General features: G+C 60.1%; 15 protein-coding genes and 3 pseudogenes. 6 read left to right on the top strand and 12 right to left on the bottom strand.

Features of this window, described 5'->3' with window-relative positions; all coding sequences use genetic code 11:
- On the bottom strand, window positions 1-1,031 hold a 1,031-nt coding region (locus GZ092_RS11265), incomplete at its 3' end, for a metallophosphoesterase (RefSeq protein ID WP_293636479.1).
- A 246-nt stretch (window positions 1,032-1,277) separates the two neighbouring features.
- On the opposite strand from GZ092_RS11265, the pseudogene minC reads away from it, so the two are divergent.
- From minC to minE, 3 genes and pseudogenes are all read left to right on the top strand, one after another.
- Window positions 1,278-2,013, top strand: a pseudogene (gene minC, locus GZ092_RS11260) (septum site-determining protein MinC).
- A gap of 143 nt (window positions 2,014-2,156) precedes the next feature.
- Window positions 2,157-2,972 (top strand): septum site-determining protein MinD, encoded by an 816-nt coding sequence (gene minD, locus GZ092_RS11255; RefSeq protein ID WP_293636478.1) that lies wholly within the window; start codon window positions 2,157-2,159, stop codon window positions 2,970-2,972.
- A gap of 6 nt (window positions 2,973-2,978) precedes the next feature.
- The gene (minE, locus tag GZ092_RS11250; RefSeq protein ID WP_196862569.1) at window positions 2,979-3,239 is read left to right on the top strand and encodes a cell division topological specificity factor MinE; all 261 of its coding nucleotides are present in this window, start codon (window positions 2,979-2,981) and stop codon (window positions 3,237-3,239) included.
- 66 nt (window positions 3,240-3,305) lie between these two features.
- On the opposite strand, the gene GZ092_RS11245 is transcribed toward minE, so the two are convergent.
- Both GZ092_RS11245 and GZ092_RS11240 read right to left on the bottom strand, forming a co-directional pair.
- Entirely contained in the window at window positions 3,306-3,881 is a 576-nt protein-coding gene (locus GZ092_RS11245) for an NnrU family protein (protein ID WP_293636477.1), read from the bottom strand.
- A 114-nt stretch (window positions 3,882-3,995) separates the two neighbouring features.
- Complete coding sequence (locus GZ092_RS11240) at window positions 3,996-4,232, bottom strand: hypothetical protein (protein WP_293636476.1); 237 nt, start codon at window positions 4,230-4,232, stop codon at window positions 3,996-3,998.
- A 393-nt stretch (window positions 4,233-4,625) separates the two neighbouring features.
- Between GZ092_RS11240 and GZ092_RS11235 the strand changes: the two genes are divergently transcribed.
- Both GZ092_RS11235 and GZ092_RS11230 read left to right on the top strand, forming a co-directional pair.
- The gene (locus GZ092_RS11235) at window positions 4,626-5,792 is read left to right on the top strand and encodes a mechanosensitive ion channel family protein (protein WP_293636475.1); all 1,167 of its coding nucleotides are present in this window, start codon (window positions 4,626-4,628) and stop codon (window positions 5,790-5,792) included.
- Between the two features lie 78 nt (window positions 5,793-5,870).
- Entirely contained in the window at window positions 5,871-6,491 is a 621-nt protein-coding gene (locus GZ092_RS11230) for a hypothetical protein (protein ID WP_293636474.1), read from the top strand.
- A 41-nt stretch (window positions 6,492-6,532) separates the two neighbouring features.
- On the opposite strand, the gene GZ092_RS11225 is transcribed toward GZ092_RS11230, so the two are convergent.
- Window positions 6,533-7,366 (bottom strand): DUF3883 domain-containing protein, encoded by an 834-nt coding sequence (locus tag GZ092_RS11225; RefSeq protein WP_293636473.1) that lies wholly within the window; start codon window positions 7,364-7,366, stop codon window positions 6,533-6,535.
- An 88-nt stretch (window positions 7,367-7,454) separates the two neighbouring features.
- On the opposite strand from GZ092_RS11225, the gene GZ092_RS11220 reads away from it, so the two are divergent.
- Window positions 7,455-8,114, top strand: coding sequence for a retropepsin-like aspartic protease (locus tag GZ092_RS11220; protein ID WP_293636472.1), 660 nt, complete (start codon window positions 7,455-7,457; stop codon window positions 8,112-8,114).
- A 116-nt stretch (window positions 8,115-8,230) separates the two neighbouring features.
- Here the strand turns inward: GZ092_RS11220 and GZ092_RS11215 are convergent, their stop codons facing one another.
- The 8 genes and pseudogenes from GZ092_RS11215 to dnaN all read right to left on the bottom strand — a co-directional run bounded on the left by GZ092_RS11215 (window position 8,231) and on the right by dnaN (window position 16,790).
- A complete protein-coding gene (locus tag GZ092_RS11215; protein ID WP_293636471.1) occupies window positions 8,231-9,328 on the bottom strand; it encodes a 3-deoxy-7-phosphoheptulonate synthase in 1,098 nt (365 codons plus the stop codon).
- A gap of 83 nt (window positions 9,329-9,411) precedes the next feature.
- Window positions 9,412-10,023, bottom strand: coding sequence for a 3'-5' exonuclease (locus tag GZ092_RS11210; protein ID WP_293636470.1), 612 nt, complete (start codon window positions 10,021-10,023; stop codon window positions 9,412-9,414).
- A gap of 37 nt (window positions 10,024-10,060) precedes the next feature.
- Complete coding sequence (locus tag GZ092_RS11205; protein WP_293636469.1) at window positions 10,061-10,546, bottom strand: BLUF domain-containing protein; 486 nt, start codon at window positions 10,544-10,546, stop codon at window positions 10,061-10,063.
- A gap of 314 nt (window positions 10,547-10,860) precedes the next feature.
- Window positions 10,861-11,067 (bottom strand): hypothetical protein, encoded by a 207-nt coding sequence (locus tag GZ092_RS21250; protein WP_363254464.1) that lies wholly within the window; start codon window positions 11,065-11,067, stop codon window positions 10,861-10,863.
- A 120-nt stretch (window positions 11,068-11,187) separates the two neighbouring features.
- Window positions 11,188-11,274, bottom strand: a pseudogene (locus tag GZ092_RS21245) (hypothetical protein); the annotation flags it as partial.
- A 200-nt stretch (window positions 11,275-11,474) separates the two neighbouring features.
- Window positions 11,475-12,548, bottom strand: a pseudogene (locus GZ092_RS21240) (SbmA/BacA-like family transporter); the annotation flags it as partial.
- A 409-nt stretch (window positions 12,549-12,957) separates the two neighbouring features.
- On the bottom strand, window positions 12,958-15,582 hold the full coding sequence (gyrB, locus tag GZ092_RS11195; RefSeq protein WP_293636468.1) for a DNA topoisomerase (ATP-hydrolyzing) subunit B: 2,625 nt from the start codon (window positions 15,580-15,582) through the stop codon (window positions 12,958-12,960).
- A gap of 101 nt (window positions 15,583-15,683) precedes the next feature.
- Window positions 15,684-16,790: a DNA polymerase III subunit beta gene (gene dnaN / locus GZ092_RS11190; protein ID WP_293636467.1), complete on the bottom strand. Its 1,107-nt coding sequence runs from the start codon at window positions 16,788-16,790 to the stop codon at window positions 15,684-15,686.
- Between the last annotated feature and the right edge of the window lie 16 nt (window positions 16,791-16,806).

Raw genomic sequence — 16,806 nt, 5'->3', positions numbered from 1 at the left:
AACGGCTGCTGCAAGCGAACGAACAGGTTCCACGGATAAAACTGCCCACCGTGGGTATGCCCTGACAGCTGAAGGTCGAATCCCGCTTCAGCCGCTGCGGCGGCACTGCGCGGCTGGTGCGCCAGCAGCACCCGCACGGCGTCAGGCGGTGCGCCCGCCAGCGCGCGCACCGGGTCGCTGCGGTGCGCCGGGTCGAAATGCCCTGCGTTGAAATCGGTCACGCCGGCCAGCACCAGCGGCCTGGCGGCCACGCCCGCCGCATCCACCGCCGGAATCACCACATGTTCATTGAGCAGCACCGTCAGCCCCAGGCGCCGCAGCTCGTCAATCCAGGCAGGCGCGCCCGAATAGTATTCATGGTTGCCGGTCACGAAAAACGTGCCGTGGCGCGAACGCAGGTCCGCCAGCGGCGCCACGTGCGCGGCCAGTTCAGTCACGCGGCCATCCACCAGGTCGCCGGTGACCGCCACCAGGTCGGCCTGCAGCGTGTTGACGCGTTCAACGATGCGGCGCACATAGTGCTGCCGGATGGTCGGCCCGACATGGATGTCGCTGATCTGCGCCACGGTAAACCCCTGCCACGCCGGCGGCAGGCCGGGAATCGGCACGTCGACCCGCACCACTGCCGCCGTGCGCCGGGCATTCAGCAATCCCAGCAACGCCGACAGTCCGCCCAGCAAGGCAACAGCCTGCGCCGAAACCGTTCGCCAGGGCGCCAGTTCCAGCCGGCCAGGCACCAGAAAATCGACGGCCCACAGCAGGCCCAGCGCCGCATCGCGCAGCAATGTCAGCACCATCAGCGTGGAAAAAAGGCCCATGCACAGCAGGCCGGCCCAGCCCAGACGGTCGGCCAGCGGCGCACGGGCGATGCGGCGGGCCATCAGCCCCAGGGGAATCAGCAGCGCCGACACCAGCAGCACACAGGCCACCCCAAGCCGGACCGACGCAACTGACGCCAGGTCAGGAAGCAGGCGAAGGGCGACGTAAGCATGAAGCACGGCGCTCAGCCCGGCCAGTGTTAGAAAGTTCATCAAGTTCCGGGATAATGACGGTTTTTGTTTTCAACGTTTCCAGATGGGCGCAATCTGCATGCATTCAATGCTTGAGGCGGTTCAGACGCCGGGTCATTTCCCCATGGCGTTTCACACGCTAACAAATGCCGCTTCCCGCCGCCGGGAAGGCCACGCTTCCTGCGCTACCCTCGGGCTTCCAGACAGCATGGGCATCACCACCCCGTCAGGGTCTGTTTTCCTTCGTTCACCAAGCCCTGCCTGCCCATGACTGTCGCCACGCCCACCACCTTTGAAATCAAGAGCGCCAATTTCCCGCTGGTCGCGCTGCTGCTCAAGTCCACCGATCTGACGGCCCTGGCGCGCGAGATGACGCTGCGTTTCGGTGACATTCCCGATTTTTTCGACCAGGACGCGCTGGTCATCGACCTGTCACCGCTGCAGGGCCGGGACGTGTCCGACATCGACTTTCCCGCGCTGCTGGACCTGTTGGGCAGCTACCGGTTGGTACCCATTGCCGTCAAGGGCGGCAATTCGGTACAGATGGCCGCTGCCTTGAAAGCCGGACTGGTTCCCGGCAACGATGCGCACCTGCTGACACCCCGGCCCGCGCCGGCATCGCCCGAACAGCCCCAGGAGCCGCAGCCGCTGGTGCATGCGCCGCCGCTGGGCGCGCTGGTAGCCGCTGCGTTCCGGCCAGCAGGTGTACGCGCGAGGACGCGACCTCGTCGTGCTGGCCATGGTCAATGCAGGCGCAGAAGTGATTGCCGACGGTCATATCCATGTGTATGCGCCGCTGCGCGGCCGTGCCATTGCCGGTGCGCGCGGCAACGCCGAGGCGCGCATCTTTGCATTGACGCTGGAGGCTGAACTGCTGTCGATCGCCGGCATCTACCGCACCAGCGAAAACCCGCTGCCGCCCGAGGTTACCGGCCATCCCACGCAGGTGCGGCTGGTCGAAGGCCCGGACGGCGAAAAGCTGGTCATGACGCCGATGCTGTGACCATGGCCTGTGCTTTCACGCCAAACCTAATTTTTGGGCGCATTTGCTTACATTTCATACGCACTTTGGTGCATGATCTGGCAGCGGTGCCTTGCCAACCCGACTGACTGAACCACCCACCGTTTTCAAAAGGACTTTTTCGAATGGCAAAAATCATTGTGGTCACCTCTGGCAAGGGCGGCGTCGGCAAGACCACCACCAGCGCCAGCTTTTCAACCGGTCTGGCCTTGCGCGGCCACAAAACCGCCGTGATCGATTTTGACGTGGGCCTGCGCAACCTGGACCTGATCATGGGCTGCGAACGCCGCGTGGTGTACGACCTGATCAACGTCATCCAGGGCGAAGCCACGCTCAACCAGGCGCTGATCAAGGACAAACAGTGCCCGGAACTTTTTGTGCTGGCCGCCTCGCAAACGCGTGACAAGGACGCGCTGACGATTGAAGGCGTGAAAAAAGTCCTGGACGACCTGGCGGGCATGGACTTTGAATACATCATCTGCGACTCGCCCGCCGGCATCGAGACCGGCGCGCTGATGGCGATGCATTTCGCCGACGAGGCGCTGGTCGTGACCAACCCCGAAGTCTCGTCGGTGCGCGACTCGGACCGCATCCTGGGCATGCTGTCGAGCAAGACACAGCGCGCCATCGACGGCGGCGAGCCGATCAAGGAACACCTTTTGATCACCCGCTACAACCCGAGCCGCGTCGATCAGGGGCAGATGCTGTCGCTGGAAGACATCCAGGACATCCTGCGCATCAAGCTGATCGGCGTGATTCCAGAATCCGAAACCGTACTGCAGGCGTCCAACCAGGGCGTACCGGCGGTCCATATGCAGGGCAGTGACGTGTCGGAAGCCTACAAGGACGTGATCGACCGCTTTCTGGGCGAAGACAAGCCCATGCGCTTCATCGATGCCCAAAAACCCGGATTCTTCAAACGCCTGTTTGGGGGAAAGTAAAAAGCCATGGCCTCATTTTTCTCCTTCCTTCTCGGCGAAAAGAAGAAAACGGCTAATGTTGCCAAAGAGCGGCTGCAGATCATCCTGTCGCATGAACGCTCTGGACGCACCAGCTACGAACCCGACTATTTGCCTGCACTGCAGCGCGACCTGATTGCCGTGATCGCCAAATACATCAATATCAATCCGGATGACATCAAGCTCAACCTGGAGCGGCAGGACAACCTGGACGTGCTCGAAGTCAAGATCGAGTTGCCCGACAAGTAGCCAAACTTCCTGTATTGCGTGTTCACGGCGGGCGCAGCGGTGCAGCGGTTACAGCCGCAAGGCCTGTCACATCGGCCGGATGCCGATCAGCAGGCCGTGCGCCCAGAACGCAAACACGGCCCAGGCCGCAAGGCCCGCCAGCACGGTGATCACCGTGCCTGAAGCGGTGCCCGCCGGATACAGCGTCCGGGCCGCGCGGTCACGCGTGCGGGCAGCAAGAAAGCTCAGCACCGCCCAAGCCAGGAAGCTGCCAAACAGCACCACATGGCCCCGGTTGCCGTTGGCCAGCAGATGCGCTGTGGCCCAAAACGCCACGCCCAGCGCCATCGGATGGTGCAGACGCGCCTTGATGGCATTGCGCGGAACATAGGCGGCAGCCAGCAAAATGAAGGCCATGGCGGTCAATAGCCAGGCCACATGGCGCATGAAAAATGGCGCCTCCCACCACTGCACCGGTTGCTGTCGCACCAGCCCGAAGCCCCAGATGATGAGCACCAGACCGAGCAGTGATGCCAGCGAACAGGCAGCTTTCCAGGTTCCTGCGCCCAGGCGCCTGATCATTGCCGAACGCCAGCCACCGGCGAAAATGCGGGCGGAATGCGCACCCAGAAAAAGTACCAGACCCACGATCAGCATGCCCATACAGCGTCTCCACCCGGAAATAAGTGGATTGATTATGGGCTGCGGTTTGGCCGGAGCCAACGGCGCAAAACCGGCACGCTGCAACCGGGATCAGAAAAGCATCAAAATTGGCGGCTAATGCCCGCCTGAACTGCCACCACTGTTTCCACGGCGTGACTGCGTCTGGTTACCGCTGCCAATGTGCGCCTCCCGGTCATTGCGGCTTTGCGGGGTTCGCCTGCCTTCGTTCTTCTGCGTGGGCTCCTGGTCGCCGGTCTTGTTGGTGTCGTTTTCAACCTTGCCGCCGTGGCCCTGGCCGATTTCCTCGTCTGCGGGGAGCTGGTTGTCATCCTGAGTCTGTTTCTTGGACATGCGCATCTTTCTGGAGTGTGGGGAAAATCAGGATTTTTCAATCCTTTCACGGTTCGGCCGGCTTGCCCGAGCTTGTGGAAACTTCATCCCTTTGACGTGAAAACGCGGGAGAAACAGCGCTGAAACTTTGGCACCGGCTGATGGTTTCATTGTGCGCGCCCGACGCAAGCATGCAGTGTCAGACAACAGCGCCATCCACGGCGTGGGGACGGAAAGCGCAAACTTGACGTTGTCTTGCACTTTCTGAAAGCTATTTTTTTAATAGCATCAAGTGCATGTGTGGTATGCGCAAATGCCAGTTTCTTCACATAACTAAGTTTTCTGTCGGCCACCGGCCGGCCCGCCAATTCCGCAGTTTTTCCGAGTTAATTCCCTTTTGCTAAGCTGGTCTGGATGAATGATTTTCTTGACTGGTTTCAAACCGCCACTATTTTTTCCCTGTCCCTTGTCAGCCTCTCATTGGCCATTGCCGCCACGCTGATTTCTTACCTGCTGATGCATCTCACCCTGCACTTTTCCGTGGGGCGCATGCGCAAGATGGCAGCGCACACCACCAACCGCGTCGACGACACGGTGGTTGAGGTGCACAGCAGCACCAACCGCTGGCTGATGCTGCTGGCCGCGCTGCTCATTGGCGTGGGCATGCTGGACCTGAACGACCGCTGGAACGCGCGCGTCGGGCAGCTCTGGTTCGTGGCCGTCGCCCTGCAGCTCGGGCTGTGGCTCACGCGGGCGATCAGCATCGGCCTGCGCCGCTACCAGGATCGCCATACCCCCGCCGGCATGACGCAGGCGGGCGCTTCGGCCACGCTGATGTCATGGGCGCTGCGCACCGTGCTGTGGGCGGTGGTGCTGTTGGCCGTGCTGTCCAACGTCGGCGTGAACATCACCGCTTTTGTCGCCAGCCTGGGCGTGGGCGGCATCGCGGTGGCGCTGGCGGTGCAGAACATTCTGGGCGATTTGTTCGCCTCGCTGTCGATTGCGGTGGACAAGCCTTTCGAGGTGGGCGACTTCATCGGCATCGACAGCTTTGTCGGCACGGTGCAGTTCATCGGCCTGAAGACCACGCGCATCCGCAGCCTGAACGGCGAGCAGATCATCATCAGCAATACCGACCTGCTCAAGCAGGTGGTGAAAAACTACAAACGCATGGAAGAGCGGCGCATCGTCTTCAAGTTCGGTGTGACCTACAACACCTCTCCTGAGCAGGCCGAGGCGATTCCCGGCATCGTCAGGCGGCTGGTCGAATCGAATGACACGCTGCGTTTTGACCGGGCGCATTTCCAGGGGTTCGGCGACAGCTCGCTGGATTACGAAGTGGTCTATATCGTCAAGGAGCCGGGCTACAACACCTACATGGATGCCCAGCAGACGCTGAACCTGCAACTCATGCGCGAACTGGCCGCGCTGGGCGTCGATTTCGCCTTTCCGACGCGCACGGTGTACATGGTTCCGGCAACCGATGCCAGCGCTTTGACAGGCATGCCGACAAGCGCTGATGCAAAGGCGGATGCCAACAGCGGCGCTTCCCGTTCGCCGCTTCGGCGGGCGCTCAACTGATAATCAGTGTGGCGGGCCATCCGGCTGGCCTCAAAAAATACAAGGGACGGCAGCATGGGAATGATGGATCGGGATTACATGCATGAAAAATCCCGGCATCAGCGGCCGTTCAGCCCGCCGCCTGAGGGATTCAAGCTGGGCACCTTGGGCATTGCACTTGTCTTTGTGGCGCTACTATTTTTTCTCTACAAGGCAGCCGACTGGAAACTGAACAAGCATCCAGCGCCCCAGCCTGTTGCTGAGTCAACGCCACAGCCAGCGCGGCATCCGATCCCGGCACCCAGGCAACCGCTTCCACCGCAACCCGCCCGTCAAAACAGCGCCAATGCGGCAGCCGGCATTTCCCAAGTGACCAAGTGCATGGCAAACGGCCGCATCAGCTACAGCGACGCGGTATGCCCGCAAGGATCGGTCAGCAGCCAGGTCACCACGCGGACCGATCACAACTTGATGGCAGCCGTCAGGCCAACAGCCGCCAGCCCGGCCGAAGCCGCACCCACGATCCAACACATCATTGAGGCGCAAACCCCTTCCATCAGCAATGGAGTCGCCCATAAAAAGGAATGCGAGTGGCTCGATTCGCAAATCAATCACTGGGACTCCATGGCGCGACATCCGCAAGGTGCGCAGACACAAGACTGGATCAGCGCGCAGCGCAAGCAGGCGCGCGACCGGCAGTTTCGGATTCGTTGCAGGTAATGCTTTACCCGGCGGATGTCAGATTTCCGGATTCAAGCCTGTTAACCAAAACTGGCTCGGTAGGTGACAGGGTCCAAAAGACAATGCTGATCAAGTGCCCCTGGAAGATCAAAAAGTCGCGGGGATTTTCTGAATTCAAACAAACGGTAAAGGTGAAAATGATCCTTCGCTCCTTGCGACAGCGCCAGTTCACCTCGTGAAACGAAAAATGGCGTATCTCGCCCAAAGGTCGTTGTCTTGACTTCAATCAGGCGCTCCCTGCCATCAGATTCGAATGAGAGAACGTCGTAGCCCAGACCATCGCCTTTCGAGACGGAAACATGTTCGACCCTGTCGGCGAGTCGCTGCTTTCCCATCTCGACAAGGCGCCAATGCTCGAACTGAACTGCAAACTCTTCACCTGCCAAGCCAAGTGATCGGTTCTGTGCTTCACGTTCGAGGTAGTCACGCTTGACAGGCTGGAAGAACAAGGGATTCGTCTTCTCCTGCACCTGATGCTGTCGTTTGGGCGCATCTGATTTCACTTTTCTAAAGTCGGTCTGCGTGGGAGCAATGGCAGGCTGCTGCACAGCAGCTAGCGCTGCCTGATCAAGTGTTTCTTTGTTGCAAACTTGTTCCTCGACGACTTTTACCAAGAGCGCCTGGTAGTTACACCGCGGTTGATAACCCCGAATATATGGAAAGCCAAGGTGCAACATGGCCGCGCTGATATTGCAGTGCTTGAACTCGATGGAAGCGTCCGACCGGTTATTGAGCTTGGCCTGCAACAGGTGACGATGTTGGGTCTTGTTGAAACTCTGGCCAGCAAGTTCCATCGTCAGCATGTGCAGGTAGTCCGCAACAATGGCCTCTACTTCTTCCCGTGACCATTCCATCGAAGCCCCTGACAATATTTTTGATTGGTAAAACCGCTATCTTAGGACTTGATGCATCAAGACGAAGACCGGGTACTCGCACAAAAACATGTGGATCAAAGGCAACTCTGACCTGTTCCTTGGCGCAATCCAGAGTGTGAAATCGAATCCATTTACAGAAGGAAATTCAATGGCTCAGGAAGATCGTGATGGATCGCGGGACGCACAGAAAGAGCGCGACATAAAAGAAAAAAAGTTAACTGGCTGGGGGAAAACATCGGCACGGCCCACCAGTCTCAAGTGGGGGCCAATCGTCATTCTCATTTTCTGGATTGGAGTCATGGGTTTGCTGTATGCAATCATGAATCGCTACCTGAAACCCACACCCGTTTCCATTTCCTCAACTGGTGATCTGGTGATTCCCCGGGCTAGAGATGGCCACTTTTATGCTCCTGGTCTGGTCAATGGAAAACCAGTCAACTTCATGGTGGATACCGGCGCGTCACTTGTGACAGTCAGTGAAAAGTTTGCGCATACAGCCGCAATTTCAAAGGGCATTCCCACCATTTTCAAAACCGCCAATGGCAATTTGCCAGGACGAATCGTGACAGGAGTTCCAGTCACGCTCGGGCCCATGAGTGTTTCAGGTGTCCGTGTGGGCGTTGGGCTGGTGGGCGACAACGCCAGCGACGCATTGCTGGGTCAAAGCTTTTTGTCCAGGTTTGAGGTGGTCCTTTCAAAGGAACAAATGGTCCTGCGCCACAAATAACTGCGCAGTAGGTTACGCGATCGCTAAAATTCCCACCAACAACACCAGTCCGCATAACGCAGCTTCTTGGTCAAAGCCAACAGCGCGCCAGTCGCCAGTCCTTGGGTTGCACGCAGTTATGCCAGGCGACGCGCCCGCACCGCCGCCGCCAACCCCTGCAGCACCGGCACCGTCTGCGAAAAACTGATGCAGGCATCGGTCACCGACACGCCGTGCTGCAAGGGCTGACCGGCGACGATGTCCTGCCGGCCTTCGTTCAGGTGGCTTTCGATCATCAGGCCCATGATGCGGTGGTCGCCCGCCGCAATCTGGCCCGCCACGTCGGCGGCGACGTCGATCTGCCGCTGGTGCTGCTTGCTGCTGTTGGCATGCGACACGTCGATCATCACCTGCTCGCGCAGGCCGGCGGCCTTGAGTTGTGCGCAGGTGGCGTCCACGTCGGCCTTTGCGTAATTGGTCTGCTTGCCGCCGCGCAGGATCACATGGCAGTCGTCGTTGCCACGGGTCTCAAAAATCGCTGCCTGGCCCATCTTGGTCATGCCCATGAAGGCATGCGGCGCCTGTGCGGCCTGGATGGCGTCGGCCGCCACTTTCACACCGCCGTCGGTACCGTTCTTGAAACCGACCGGGCATGAGAGGCCGCTGGCAAGCTGGCGGTGGCTTTGGCTTTCGGTGGTGCGCGCGCCAATCGCGCCCCAACTCACCAGGTCGCTGATGAACTGCGGACTCAGCAAGTCGAGAAATTCGGTGCCCACCGGCATGCCGAGCGCCAGCACGTCGAGCAGCAGCTGGCGCGCCATTTCCAGCCCTTGGTTGATGGCAAAGCTGCCGTCCAGGTGCGGGTCGTTGATGTAGCCCTTCCAGCCGACGGTGGTGCGCGGCTTTTCAAAATACACACGCATCACGATCAGCAGGTCGTCCTGCAGCGCATCGGCCTTTGCCTTGAGTTGTTGCGCGTAGTCCATCGCCTGCGCATGGTCGTGGATGGAACATGGCCCGACCACCACCACCAGCCGGTCGTCGGCGCCGTGCAGCACGCGCGAAATGGCGGCGCGGCTGCTCAACACCAGCGCCTGCACGCTGTCAGGCGTGGGCAGCCATTCCTGCAGCAGCGCCGGCGTGATCAGCGGACGAACCGCGCCGATGCGCAAGTCGTCGATGCGGGTAGTGTCGTGGGTGGAAAGCGGCGTAGCAGGGCGGACTCGGTTGTTCATAAGCTGGATTAATGGTGTTTATGGGCTCTAGCGCAGGCAAAGCGGTCACTAGTAGCTATCTATTTAGTAGCGAATATTAAAATTCAGGTTTTGGCATGCCTGGCCATGAAGGTGCCGACAGCCGCTTTGGCACAGCGCTGCAAGGCCATCAGCAAGGCGTTGTCGGGTTGCGCGACGCCGTGACGGGTGCGCAGGTCGTGCTGGATCTGGCCCAGCAGTCCTGCGGCCATCTCGGCGTCAGCCAAAGCCCGGTGCGCCTGGCCAGTGCGCGGCAAGCGGTGGTAATCGACCAGCGAACCAAGCTTGTGGTTCGGCGCCTGCGGATAAAGCCGGCGTGACAGCAGCAGCGTACAGATGAAGGGCTGGGGTGCGTCCAGCCCGGCACGGGCGAGTTCAGCCTGCCAGAACTTGCGGTCAAACGCGGCGTTGTGCGCTACCAGCGGCACAGCGCCGACAAAACGGCTGGCGTCCAGCATGACCTGCGCGGCATCGGGCGCGCCGGACACCATGGCGTTGGTGATGCCGGTCAGTTGCGTGATAAAGGACGGAATGCGAACGCCGGCATTCATCAGGCTCTGGAAGCGGTCCACCACACGGCCGCCCTCCAGCAGCACAATGGCAACCTCGGTGGCACGGTCGCCGCAGCCGGGCGAGATGCCGGTGGTTTCAAAGTCAATGACGGCGGTGAGGGTCATGGGGAAGGGGTCATAAAACTCGTGGCGTGAAGCGTGATCAAGGGCTGCTTTGCCGCATGCTCCAGAAAACCTGAAGAATTGCCAAGCCCGGTGGCGTGAACGGCGAAAAAGCCAGTTCGCTGCTCAATTGGTTCCACGTTGCAGTCGAGAGCGCCAGCAGTTCCGACGGGGTTGTCATGGCAGAACCCATGGCCCAGTCGCTGAAGGTCCGCTGTTGAACCGGAAGGTTCATGAACTCGACCACATCGGTGTGCTTGCGACTGCCGAGTATGCGTTGGTACACCCGTTGCACGGCCTCCTCCGGTCCTTCGAAGCACTGCATGAAGTTGCTGCCACTGTGGAGCAGCACGCCGGTAATTTCATTCTGGCGATTGAAATTCCTGGCATCCACCAGCAACGCGTCCAGATCACCGGAATTCATGGGGCTCACAGACGCGCTGGTGTAAACGATGGAATGAAGTTTTGACATGAGCAAAGGTGGCAGGCGGACGCAAGGAACGGGGGATTGGGCGTTCAGAAGCAAGCGTCTGTTTTCAACATGGTTGAATTTTTCGCTTCAATGCGCCTGTGTTGTATGAAACGGAAGTGGTTCAGGCTGCCTGGGCGGTCTTCCCGGTAGATTAAAAAATGCAGTGATTGGAGGTAACGCCACCCGACCTGCGAACTCTTTTTGTCCGGGTGGGTTGCCCAATCCGCTGGCGGTGTTTGCAGCCATTATCGCTTCCGACCTTTGGTTGAACTGGAATACGGATCGAACTGCCGACGACACGGATCAACAAAATTGACATCATGCCAATTCTGAAAGCAGCGGACATGCGACCTATGTTGCGATCCCAACTATGCCAGCGCCAGTCCGTGGGAAGGGGCCTCTGACAAGCCTTGAAGATTGTCCGGCTTGGCTGGCAGCTTGTCCGTTTCGCCAGATACTGGGCTGTCGAACTGATAGCCGCTCGCCGCGTGCAACTCCCATGCGCCGTCACCCAACAGCCGCAGTACGTGGGTGTGGTGGCGCAGCACGGCAGCGCGGTGGGCGATGCTGATCAAGGTGGTACCGCTTGCGCGCAGCCTTGCATACAGCGAGGTTTCATTGCTGCTGTCCAGCGCGCTGGTGGCCTCGTCAAGGATGACGATGCGCGGCTGGCGCACCAGTACGCGCCCGAAAGCCAGGCGCTGCTGCTCGCCCACGGACAACAGCTTGGCCCAGTCATGCACAGCGTCCAGTCCGCCCACGCGGCCGGCCAGCTCGTCCATGTGTACTTCCTCAAGTATTTGCAGCAGCCGCTCGTCATCCAGGTTTGACTTCGCACTGGGGTAGATGAGCTGGCTGCGCAGGGTGCCGACCTGCATATAGGGCTGCTGCGGGAAAAAAAGATGTCGTCCAGCGGCGGATGATGGACCACGCCGGTGCCGGCCCGCCACAAACCCGCGATGGCGCGCAACAGGGAGCTCTTGCCGCAGCCGCTGTCGCCAGTGATCAGCAGACCGTCGCCCGGTTTCAGGCTCAAGGTCAGCTCCTTGATGAGCATCCGTTCGAATCGGGGGGTGTACAGCGTGAGCGCGTCCAGCGCGAGGTGCTCGCCCGGCTGGCTCTGGATCTGCGGGTGCTTGTCGTTTGCAGCGGGCCTTGCACCCGGGCAGTCCAGGACCAATGCAGACAGCGCCTGCAGACGGTCTATACCCGCCACGAAACGGCTCAGACTCTCGAAGTTATCGACGATCAGCGCCACGGCGCCGAGCACGGCGGCAAATGCCCCGGCTGCCTGGATGGCCCGGCCGACCTCCAGCCGGCCCGACAACACGCCATCGGCCAGGATCACGCTGGGCAATACCAGCGTGAGTTGATTGAAGCCGCGCTGAAACAGGTTGAGCGAGCGCTGTTTCCTGATCAGCCTTGCAAAGTTGGTGAATACCTTGCCGAACTTGCTGTCGATTTGCGCACGCTCCTGGGCTTCACCACGATAGAACGCGATGGATTCGGCGTTCTCGCGCAGGCGCATGAGGCCAAAGCGAAAATCAGCCTCGCGCCGGAGTTGCCAGAAGTTCAGCTGTATCAGCGGCGCCCCGAATACGTACAGCGCAACGACAGTGCCGACCAGCGCATAAACCGCCAGCACACCGACCAGCAGATGTGAAATCGACCAGAGCACGGCACTGAAGGCCACGAGTTGCATCAATGAGCCCAGGAAGATCAGCAGAAAGTGGATGGACCGGCCGGTGAAGGTGTTGATGTCTTCGCTGATGCGCTGATCAGGGTTGTCGATCTCGCCGCCGGAGCCCAGCTCATAGTATTTGCGGTCCCGCAGATAGCCATCGAGGAAGCGGCCCGTCAGCCAGCGCCGCCACTTGTTGGCGAAAGCATCGCGCATGTAGTAATGAAAGGCGTAAATCGGCACCGCAAACGCCAGAATGCCCAGGCAGGCGCGCACCGACGTCCAGAACCGGTCTGCATCCTTGCCCGCCAGGGCCGAGGTCAGCTCGCCGCTCTGGTTGTTGAGCATCACCGCGAACTGGGTCTCGGCCAGCATCAGGGCGATCAGCACGGCCAGCAGGGACCAGGCTACCCTCTTCTGGTCACCCAGCCAATAAGGCTTGGCGACACGGACGAATTGCTTCCATGCGTCCAGGGACAGCGGGGACGGACGGCGCCGTGGTTTGGATGCGGTCGGCGCGGCGGCTGTAGCGGTGGAAGGCATGGAATCGTTTTCGGAAGGATCAGGGTTCTGCCTCAAAGTTAGCTTGACCGTGCCCTTCAAGGTATCAGACGAAACCGAACGTTATTGCCGTACTTTCCCGTTTGATGCGAGCAATGCGCGTCACGCGCATTGCGGCATAAATCACCTGCCTCCGTGAACGGGCAACTTTACTGCCACGACCGCTGGCACGCTACCGGCATGTGCCCTTGAGCAGCAATACTTTGCTCTCGCCTGCACACCCTCAAATATCGATATTCCCGGCGCGCAGGGCGTTTTGCTCGATGAACTCGCGGCGCGGCTCGACCTCGTCGCCCATCAGCATGGTGAACACTCGGTCGGCTTCGATGGCGTCGTCGATCTGTACCTTGAGCAGGCGGCGAACCTTCGGGTCGAGCGTGGTTTCCCACAGCTGCGAGGGGTTCATTTCACCCAGACCCTTGTAACGCTGGCGTGAGGTGCCGTTTTCAGCCTGGCCGATCAGCCAGCGCATGGCCTGACGGAAGTCGCTGATCTTTTCTTCCTTGCGGCGATCGCCTTCGCCGCGCATGACTTTGGCACCGGTACCGATCAGTCCAAGAAAGGAAGAAGCAGCTTCGGCCAGGGTCGCATAGTCGGCACCGATCACGAAGTCCTGTGTCAGCACACTGCTTTTGACATTGCCGTGGTGGCGGCGGCTGATGCGCAAAATCGGTTTGTCGCTGCGTTCGTCAAACTCGCCGGCCACGTCGGCGGGTGCGCCAGTCGTGTTCAGTTCACGCAGTTTGGCTTGCAGTGCGACAGCGGACGCTTCGGCATCAAGCAACGTGTCGAGGTTGATCGACACGCCATCGGCAATCGCGCGCAGCGCTTCGGCATCCATGAAACCGCTCAAACGGTTGATGACCGACTCGGCGCGCTGGTGCTTGCGTGCCAGTTCGGCCAACGCTTCGCCTGTCAGCACGGCATTTTCGTCTTCGCTGGTCTGCACGACCGCATCCCTGAGTGCAATGCGCAGCAAGAAGCCGTCGAGTGCGGCGGTGTCTTTGAGGTACTGCTCTTCCTTGCCGGCCTTGACCTTGTATAGCGGCGGCTGGGCAATGTAAATGTGGCCGCGCTCGATCAGTTCGGGCATCTGGCGGTAGAAAAAGGTCAGCAACAGCGTGCGGATGTGCGCGCCGTCCACGTCGGCATCGGTCATGATGATGATGCGGTGGTAGCGCAGCTTGGCGACATTGAAGTCGTCGGTACCAGGTGTGCCGCCCACGCCGCCGCCCTTCCCGATGCCGGTGCCCAAGGCGGTGATCAGAATCAGGATTTCGTTGCTGGTCAGCAGCTTTTCATAGCGTGCTTTTTCAACGTTCAGGATCTTGCCCTTGAGCGGCAAAATCGCCTGGAACTTGCGGTCACGGCCCTGCTTGGCCGAGCCGCCGGCGGAGTCGCCCTCGACCAGGTAGATCTCGCACATCGCCGGGTCTTTTTCCTGGCAGTCGGCCAGTTTTCCCGGCAGGCCCATGCCGTCGAGCACGCCCTTGCGCCGCGTCATGTCGCGCGCCTTGCGGGCGGCTTCCCTGGCGCGGGCGGCTTCGATGATCTTGCCGACGATGATCTTGGCGTCGTTCGGGCGTTCCTGCAGGTAGTCGTGCAGCAGCTTGCTGACAATGTCTTCCACCGGGCCGCGCACTTCGCTGGACACCAGTTTGTCCTTGGTCTGGCTTGAAAACTTGGGCTCGGGCACCTTGACGCTGAGCACGCAGCACAGACCTTCACGCATGTCGTCGCCGGTGACTTCGACCTTGGCTTTTTTCGCCAGCTCGCTGTCGTCGATGTATTTGTTGATGACGCGCGTCATCGCGGCACGCAGGCCGGTCAGGTGGGTGCCGCCGTCACGCTGCGGAATGTTGTTGGTGAAACACAGCACCTGTTCGCTGTAGCCGCTGTTCCACTGCATCGCGACTTCAACGCCGATGTTGGTGCCCTGGTCGCTCTGGCGGTCGCCCATGGCGGCAAACACGTTCGGGTGCAGGACGGTTTTGCCCTTGTTGATGAAGGCGACAAAGCCCTTGACGCCGTTGGCGCCGGCAAAGTCGTCTTCCTTGCCGGTGCGTTCGTCCTTGAGGCGAATGCGCACGCCGTTGTTCAGGAAACTCAACTCGCGCAGGCGCTTGCTCAGGATTTCGTAATGGAAATCGTTGTTTTCCTTGAAGATGTCGGTGTCGGGCAGGAAGTGGACTTCGGTGCCGCGCTTGTCGGTCGGCCCCATCACCTTCATCGGCGACACCTCGACCCCGTTGACAGAATCCGTGATCCGGTTTTGCACAAAGCCCCTGGAAAACTCCATGACATGCACCTTGCCATCACGACGAATCGTCAGCCGCAGCATCTTCGACAACGCGTTCACGCAACTGACGCCGACACCGTGCAGGCCGCCCGAGACCTTGTAGCTGTTCTGGTTGAACTTGCCGCCGGCGTGCAGTTCGGTCAGTGAAATCTCGGCCGCCGAACGCTTGGGTTCGTGCTTGTCGTCCATCTTGATGCCGGTCGGAATACCGCGGCCGTTGTCCACCACGCTGACGGAGTTGTCGGTGTGGATGGTCACCAGGATGTCATCGCAATGGCCCGCCAGCGACTCGTCGATGGAGTTGTCCACCACCTCGAACACCAGGTGATGCAGTCCGGTTCCGTCCGACGTGTCGCCGATGTACATGCCGGGCCGCTTGCGCACGGCTTCCAGGCCTTCGAGGATCTGGATTGAGCCTTCGCCGTAGGCTTCGGACGCGCCGGCCTGGTTGGTGTCGATCTTGGGCTGGAAATTGGAGCTTCCTTCGCCCGCCAATCCGTCCGAGACGTGGACTTGGTCGGCTTCGTTCAGTTTGTTTTCTTCAGTCATGGCCTGGATTTCCCCATTTCTTCAATCTCTTGAATGACCAAACCCGCGAAGCGTCGCGGGTCTGCGTCTGTCGTGTCAGCGTTCTTGCGCCTGGATACGCCTCAAATTCTCATCGGCATCACAACGTATTTGAAGGCGGCGTTGTCCGGAATGGTGAGCAGGGCCGAGCTGTTGGAGTCGGCCAGCTCGATTTTCACCATGTCCTGGTTCATGTTGTTCAGGGCGTCGATCAGGTAGGTCACGTTGAAGCCAATCTCGATCGAGTCGCCACCGTAGTCAATGTCAAGCTCATCGACCGCCTCTTCCTGCTCGGCATTGTTCGAGGCCACGCGCAGCGTGCCGGGCTCGATGTTCAACCGCACGCCCTTGAATTTTTCACTGGTCAGGATCGCGGTGCGCTGCAGGCTGGCCAGCAGCGGCGCGCGCCCCAGCGTGATGATGTTCTTGTGGTTCTTTGGAATCACGCGGTTGTAGTCGGGGAACTTGCCCTCGACCAGCTTGGTCACGAATTCCATGCCTTCAAAGCTGAACTTGGCCTGGTTGCCGGCAAACTGCATCTCGATCGCGCCTTCCTTGTCGCTGAGCAGGCGTTGCATTTCCAGCACCGTCTTGCGCGGCAAAATCACTTCCTGCTTGGGCACTTCGACATCGAGCGTGGCCGACGAAAACGCCAGCCGGTGGCCATCGGTGGCGACCAGACTGAGCTGCTTGCCTTCGGCAACGAACAGAATGCCGTTGAGGTAGTAGCGGATGTCATGCACTGCCATGGCAAACGACACCTGATTCAGCAGCTCTTTCAACACCTTTTGCGGCACCGAAAACACCGGGCCAAAGCTGGCCGCCTCCTGCACCAGCGGAAAGTCCTCGGCGGGCAGGGTCTGCAGGGTGAAGCGGCTTTTTCCGCCTTTGAGAATCAACTTGTTCTGGCTTGATTCGAGCGAGACCGTCTGGTCGCTGGGCATGGAGCGCAGTACATCGATCAGCTTGCGGGCGCCCACCGTGGTGGTGAAGTCGCCGTCATCGCCGCCAAGTTCGGCAGTGGTGCGAATCTGGATTTCCAGGTCGCTGGTCGTGAGCTGCAAATGCGCACCCGTCTTGCGGATCAGTACGTTGGCCAGGATGGGCAAGGTATGCCTGCGTTCCACGATGCCGGCGACCGATTGCAGTACGCCTAAAAACTTGTCTTGGGTGGCTTTCAGAACAATCATGTTTTCCTCTGTCTAT

It is taken from the genome of Polaromonas sp. (genome assembly GCF_010365105.1).
In the GTDB taxonomy this organism is placed as follows: Bacteria; Pseudomonadota; Gammaproteobacteria; order Burkholderiales; family Burkholderiaceae_C; genus Polaromonas.
The sequence above is the reverse complement of the archived record's forward strand: the minus strand, read 5'-3'. Positions and strand labels throughout refer to the sequence as shown.

Bases quoted from the DNA above. Each gene is read 5' to 3' on its own strand.
- GZ092_RS11215 (WP_293636471.1), bottom strand. From the start codon at position 9,328: ATGAACAACCGAGTCCGCCCTGCTACGCCGCTTTCCACCCACGACACT.
- GZ092_RS11235 (WP_293636475.1), top strand. From the start codon at position 4,626: ATGAATGATTTTCTTGACTGGTTTCAAACCGCCACTATTTTTTCCCTG.
- minE (WP_196862569.1), top strand. From the start codon at position 2,979: ATGGCCTCATTTTTCTCCTTCCTTCTCGGCGAAAAGAAGAAAACGGCT.
- GZ092_RS11230 (WP_293636474.1), top strand. From the start codon at position 5,871: ATGCATGAAAAATCCCGGCATCAGCGGCCGTTCAGCCCGCCGCCTGAG.
- gyrB (WP_293636468.1), bottom strand. From the start codon at position 15,582: ATGACTGAAGAAAACAAACTGAACGAAGCCGACCAAGTCCACGTCTCG.
- GZ092_RS11245 (WP_293636477.1), bottom strand. From the start codon at position 3,881: ATGGGCATGCTGATCGTGGGTCTGGTACTTTTTCTGGGTGCGCATTCC.
- dnaN (WP_293636467.1), bottom strand. From the start codon at position 16,790: ATGATTGTTCTGAAAGCCACCCAAGACAAGTTTTTAGGCGTACTGCAA.
- GZ092_RS11210 (WP_293636470.1), bottom strand. From the start codon at position 10,023: ATGACCCTCACCGCCGTCATTGACTTTGAAACCACCGGCATCTCGCCC.
- GZ092_RS11240 (WP_293636476.1), bottom strand. From the start codon at position 4,232: ATGTCCAAGAAACAGACTCAGGATGACAACCAGCTCCCCGCAGACGAG.
- GZ092_RS11220 (WP_293636472.1), top strand. From the start codon at position 7,455: ATGTGGATCAAAGGCAACTCTGACCTGTTCCTTGGCGCAATCCAGAGT.
- minD (WP_293636478.1), top strand. From the start codon at position 2,157: ATGGCAAAAATCATTGTGGTCACCTCTGGCAAGGGCGGCGTCGGCAAG.
- GZ092_RS11225 (WP_293636473.1), bottom strand. From the start codon at position 7,366: ATGGAATGGTCACGGGAAGAAGTAGAGGCCATTGTTGCGGACTACCTG.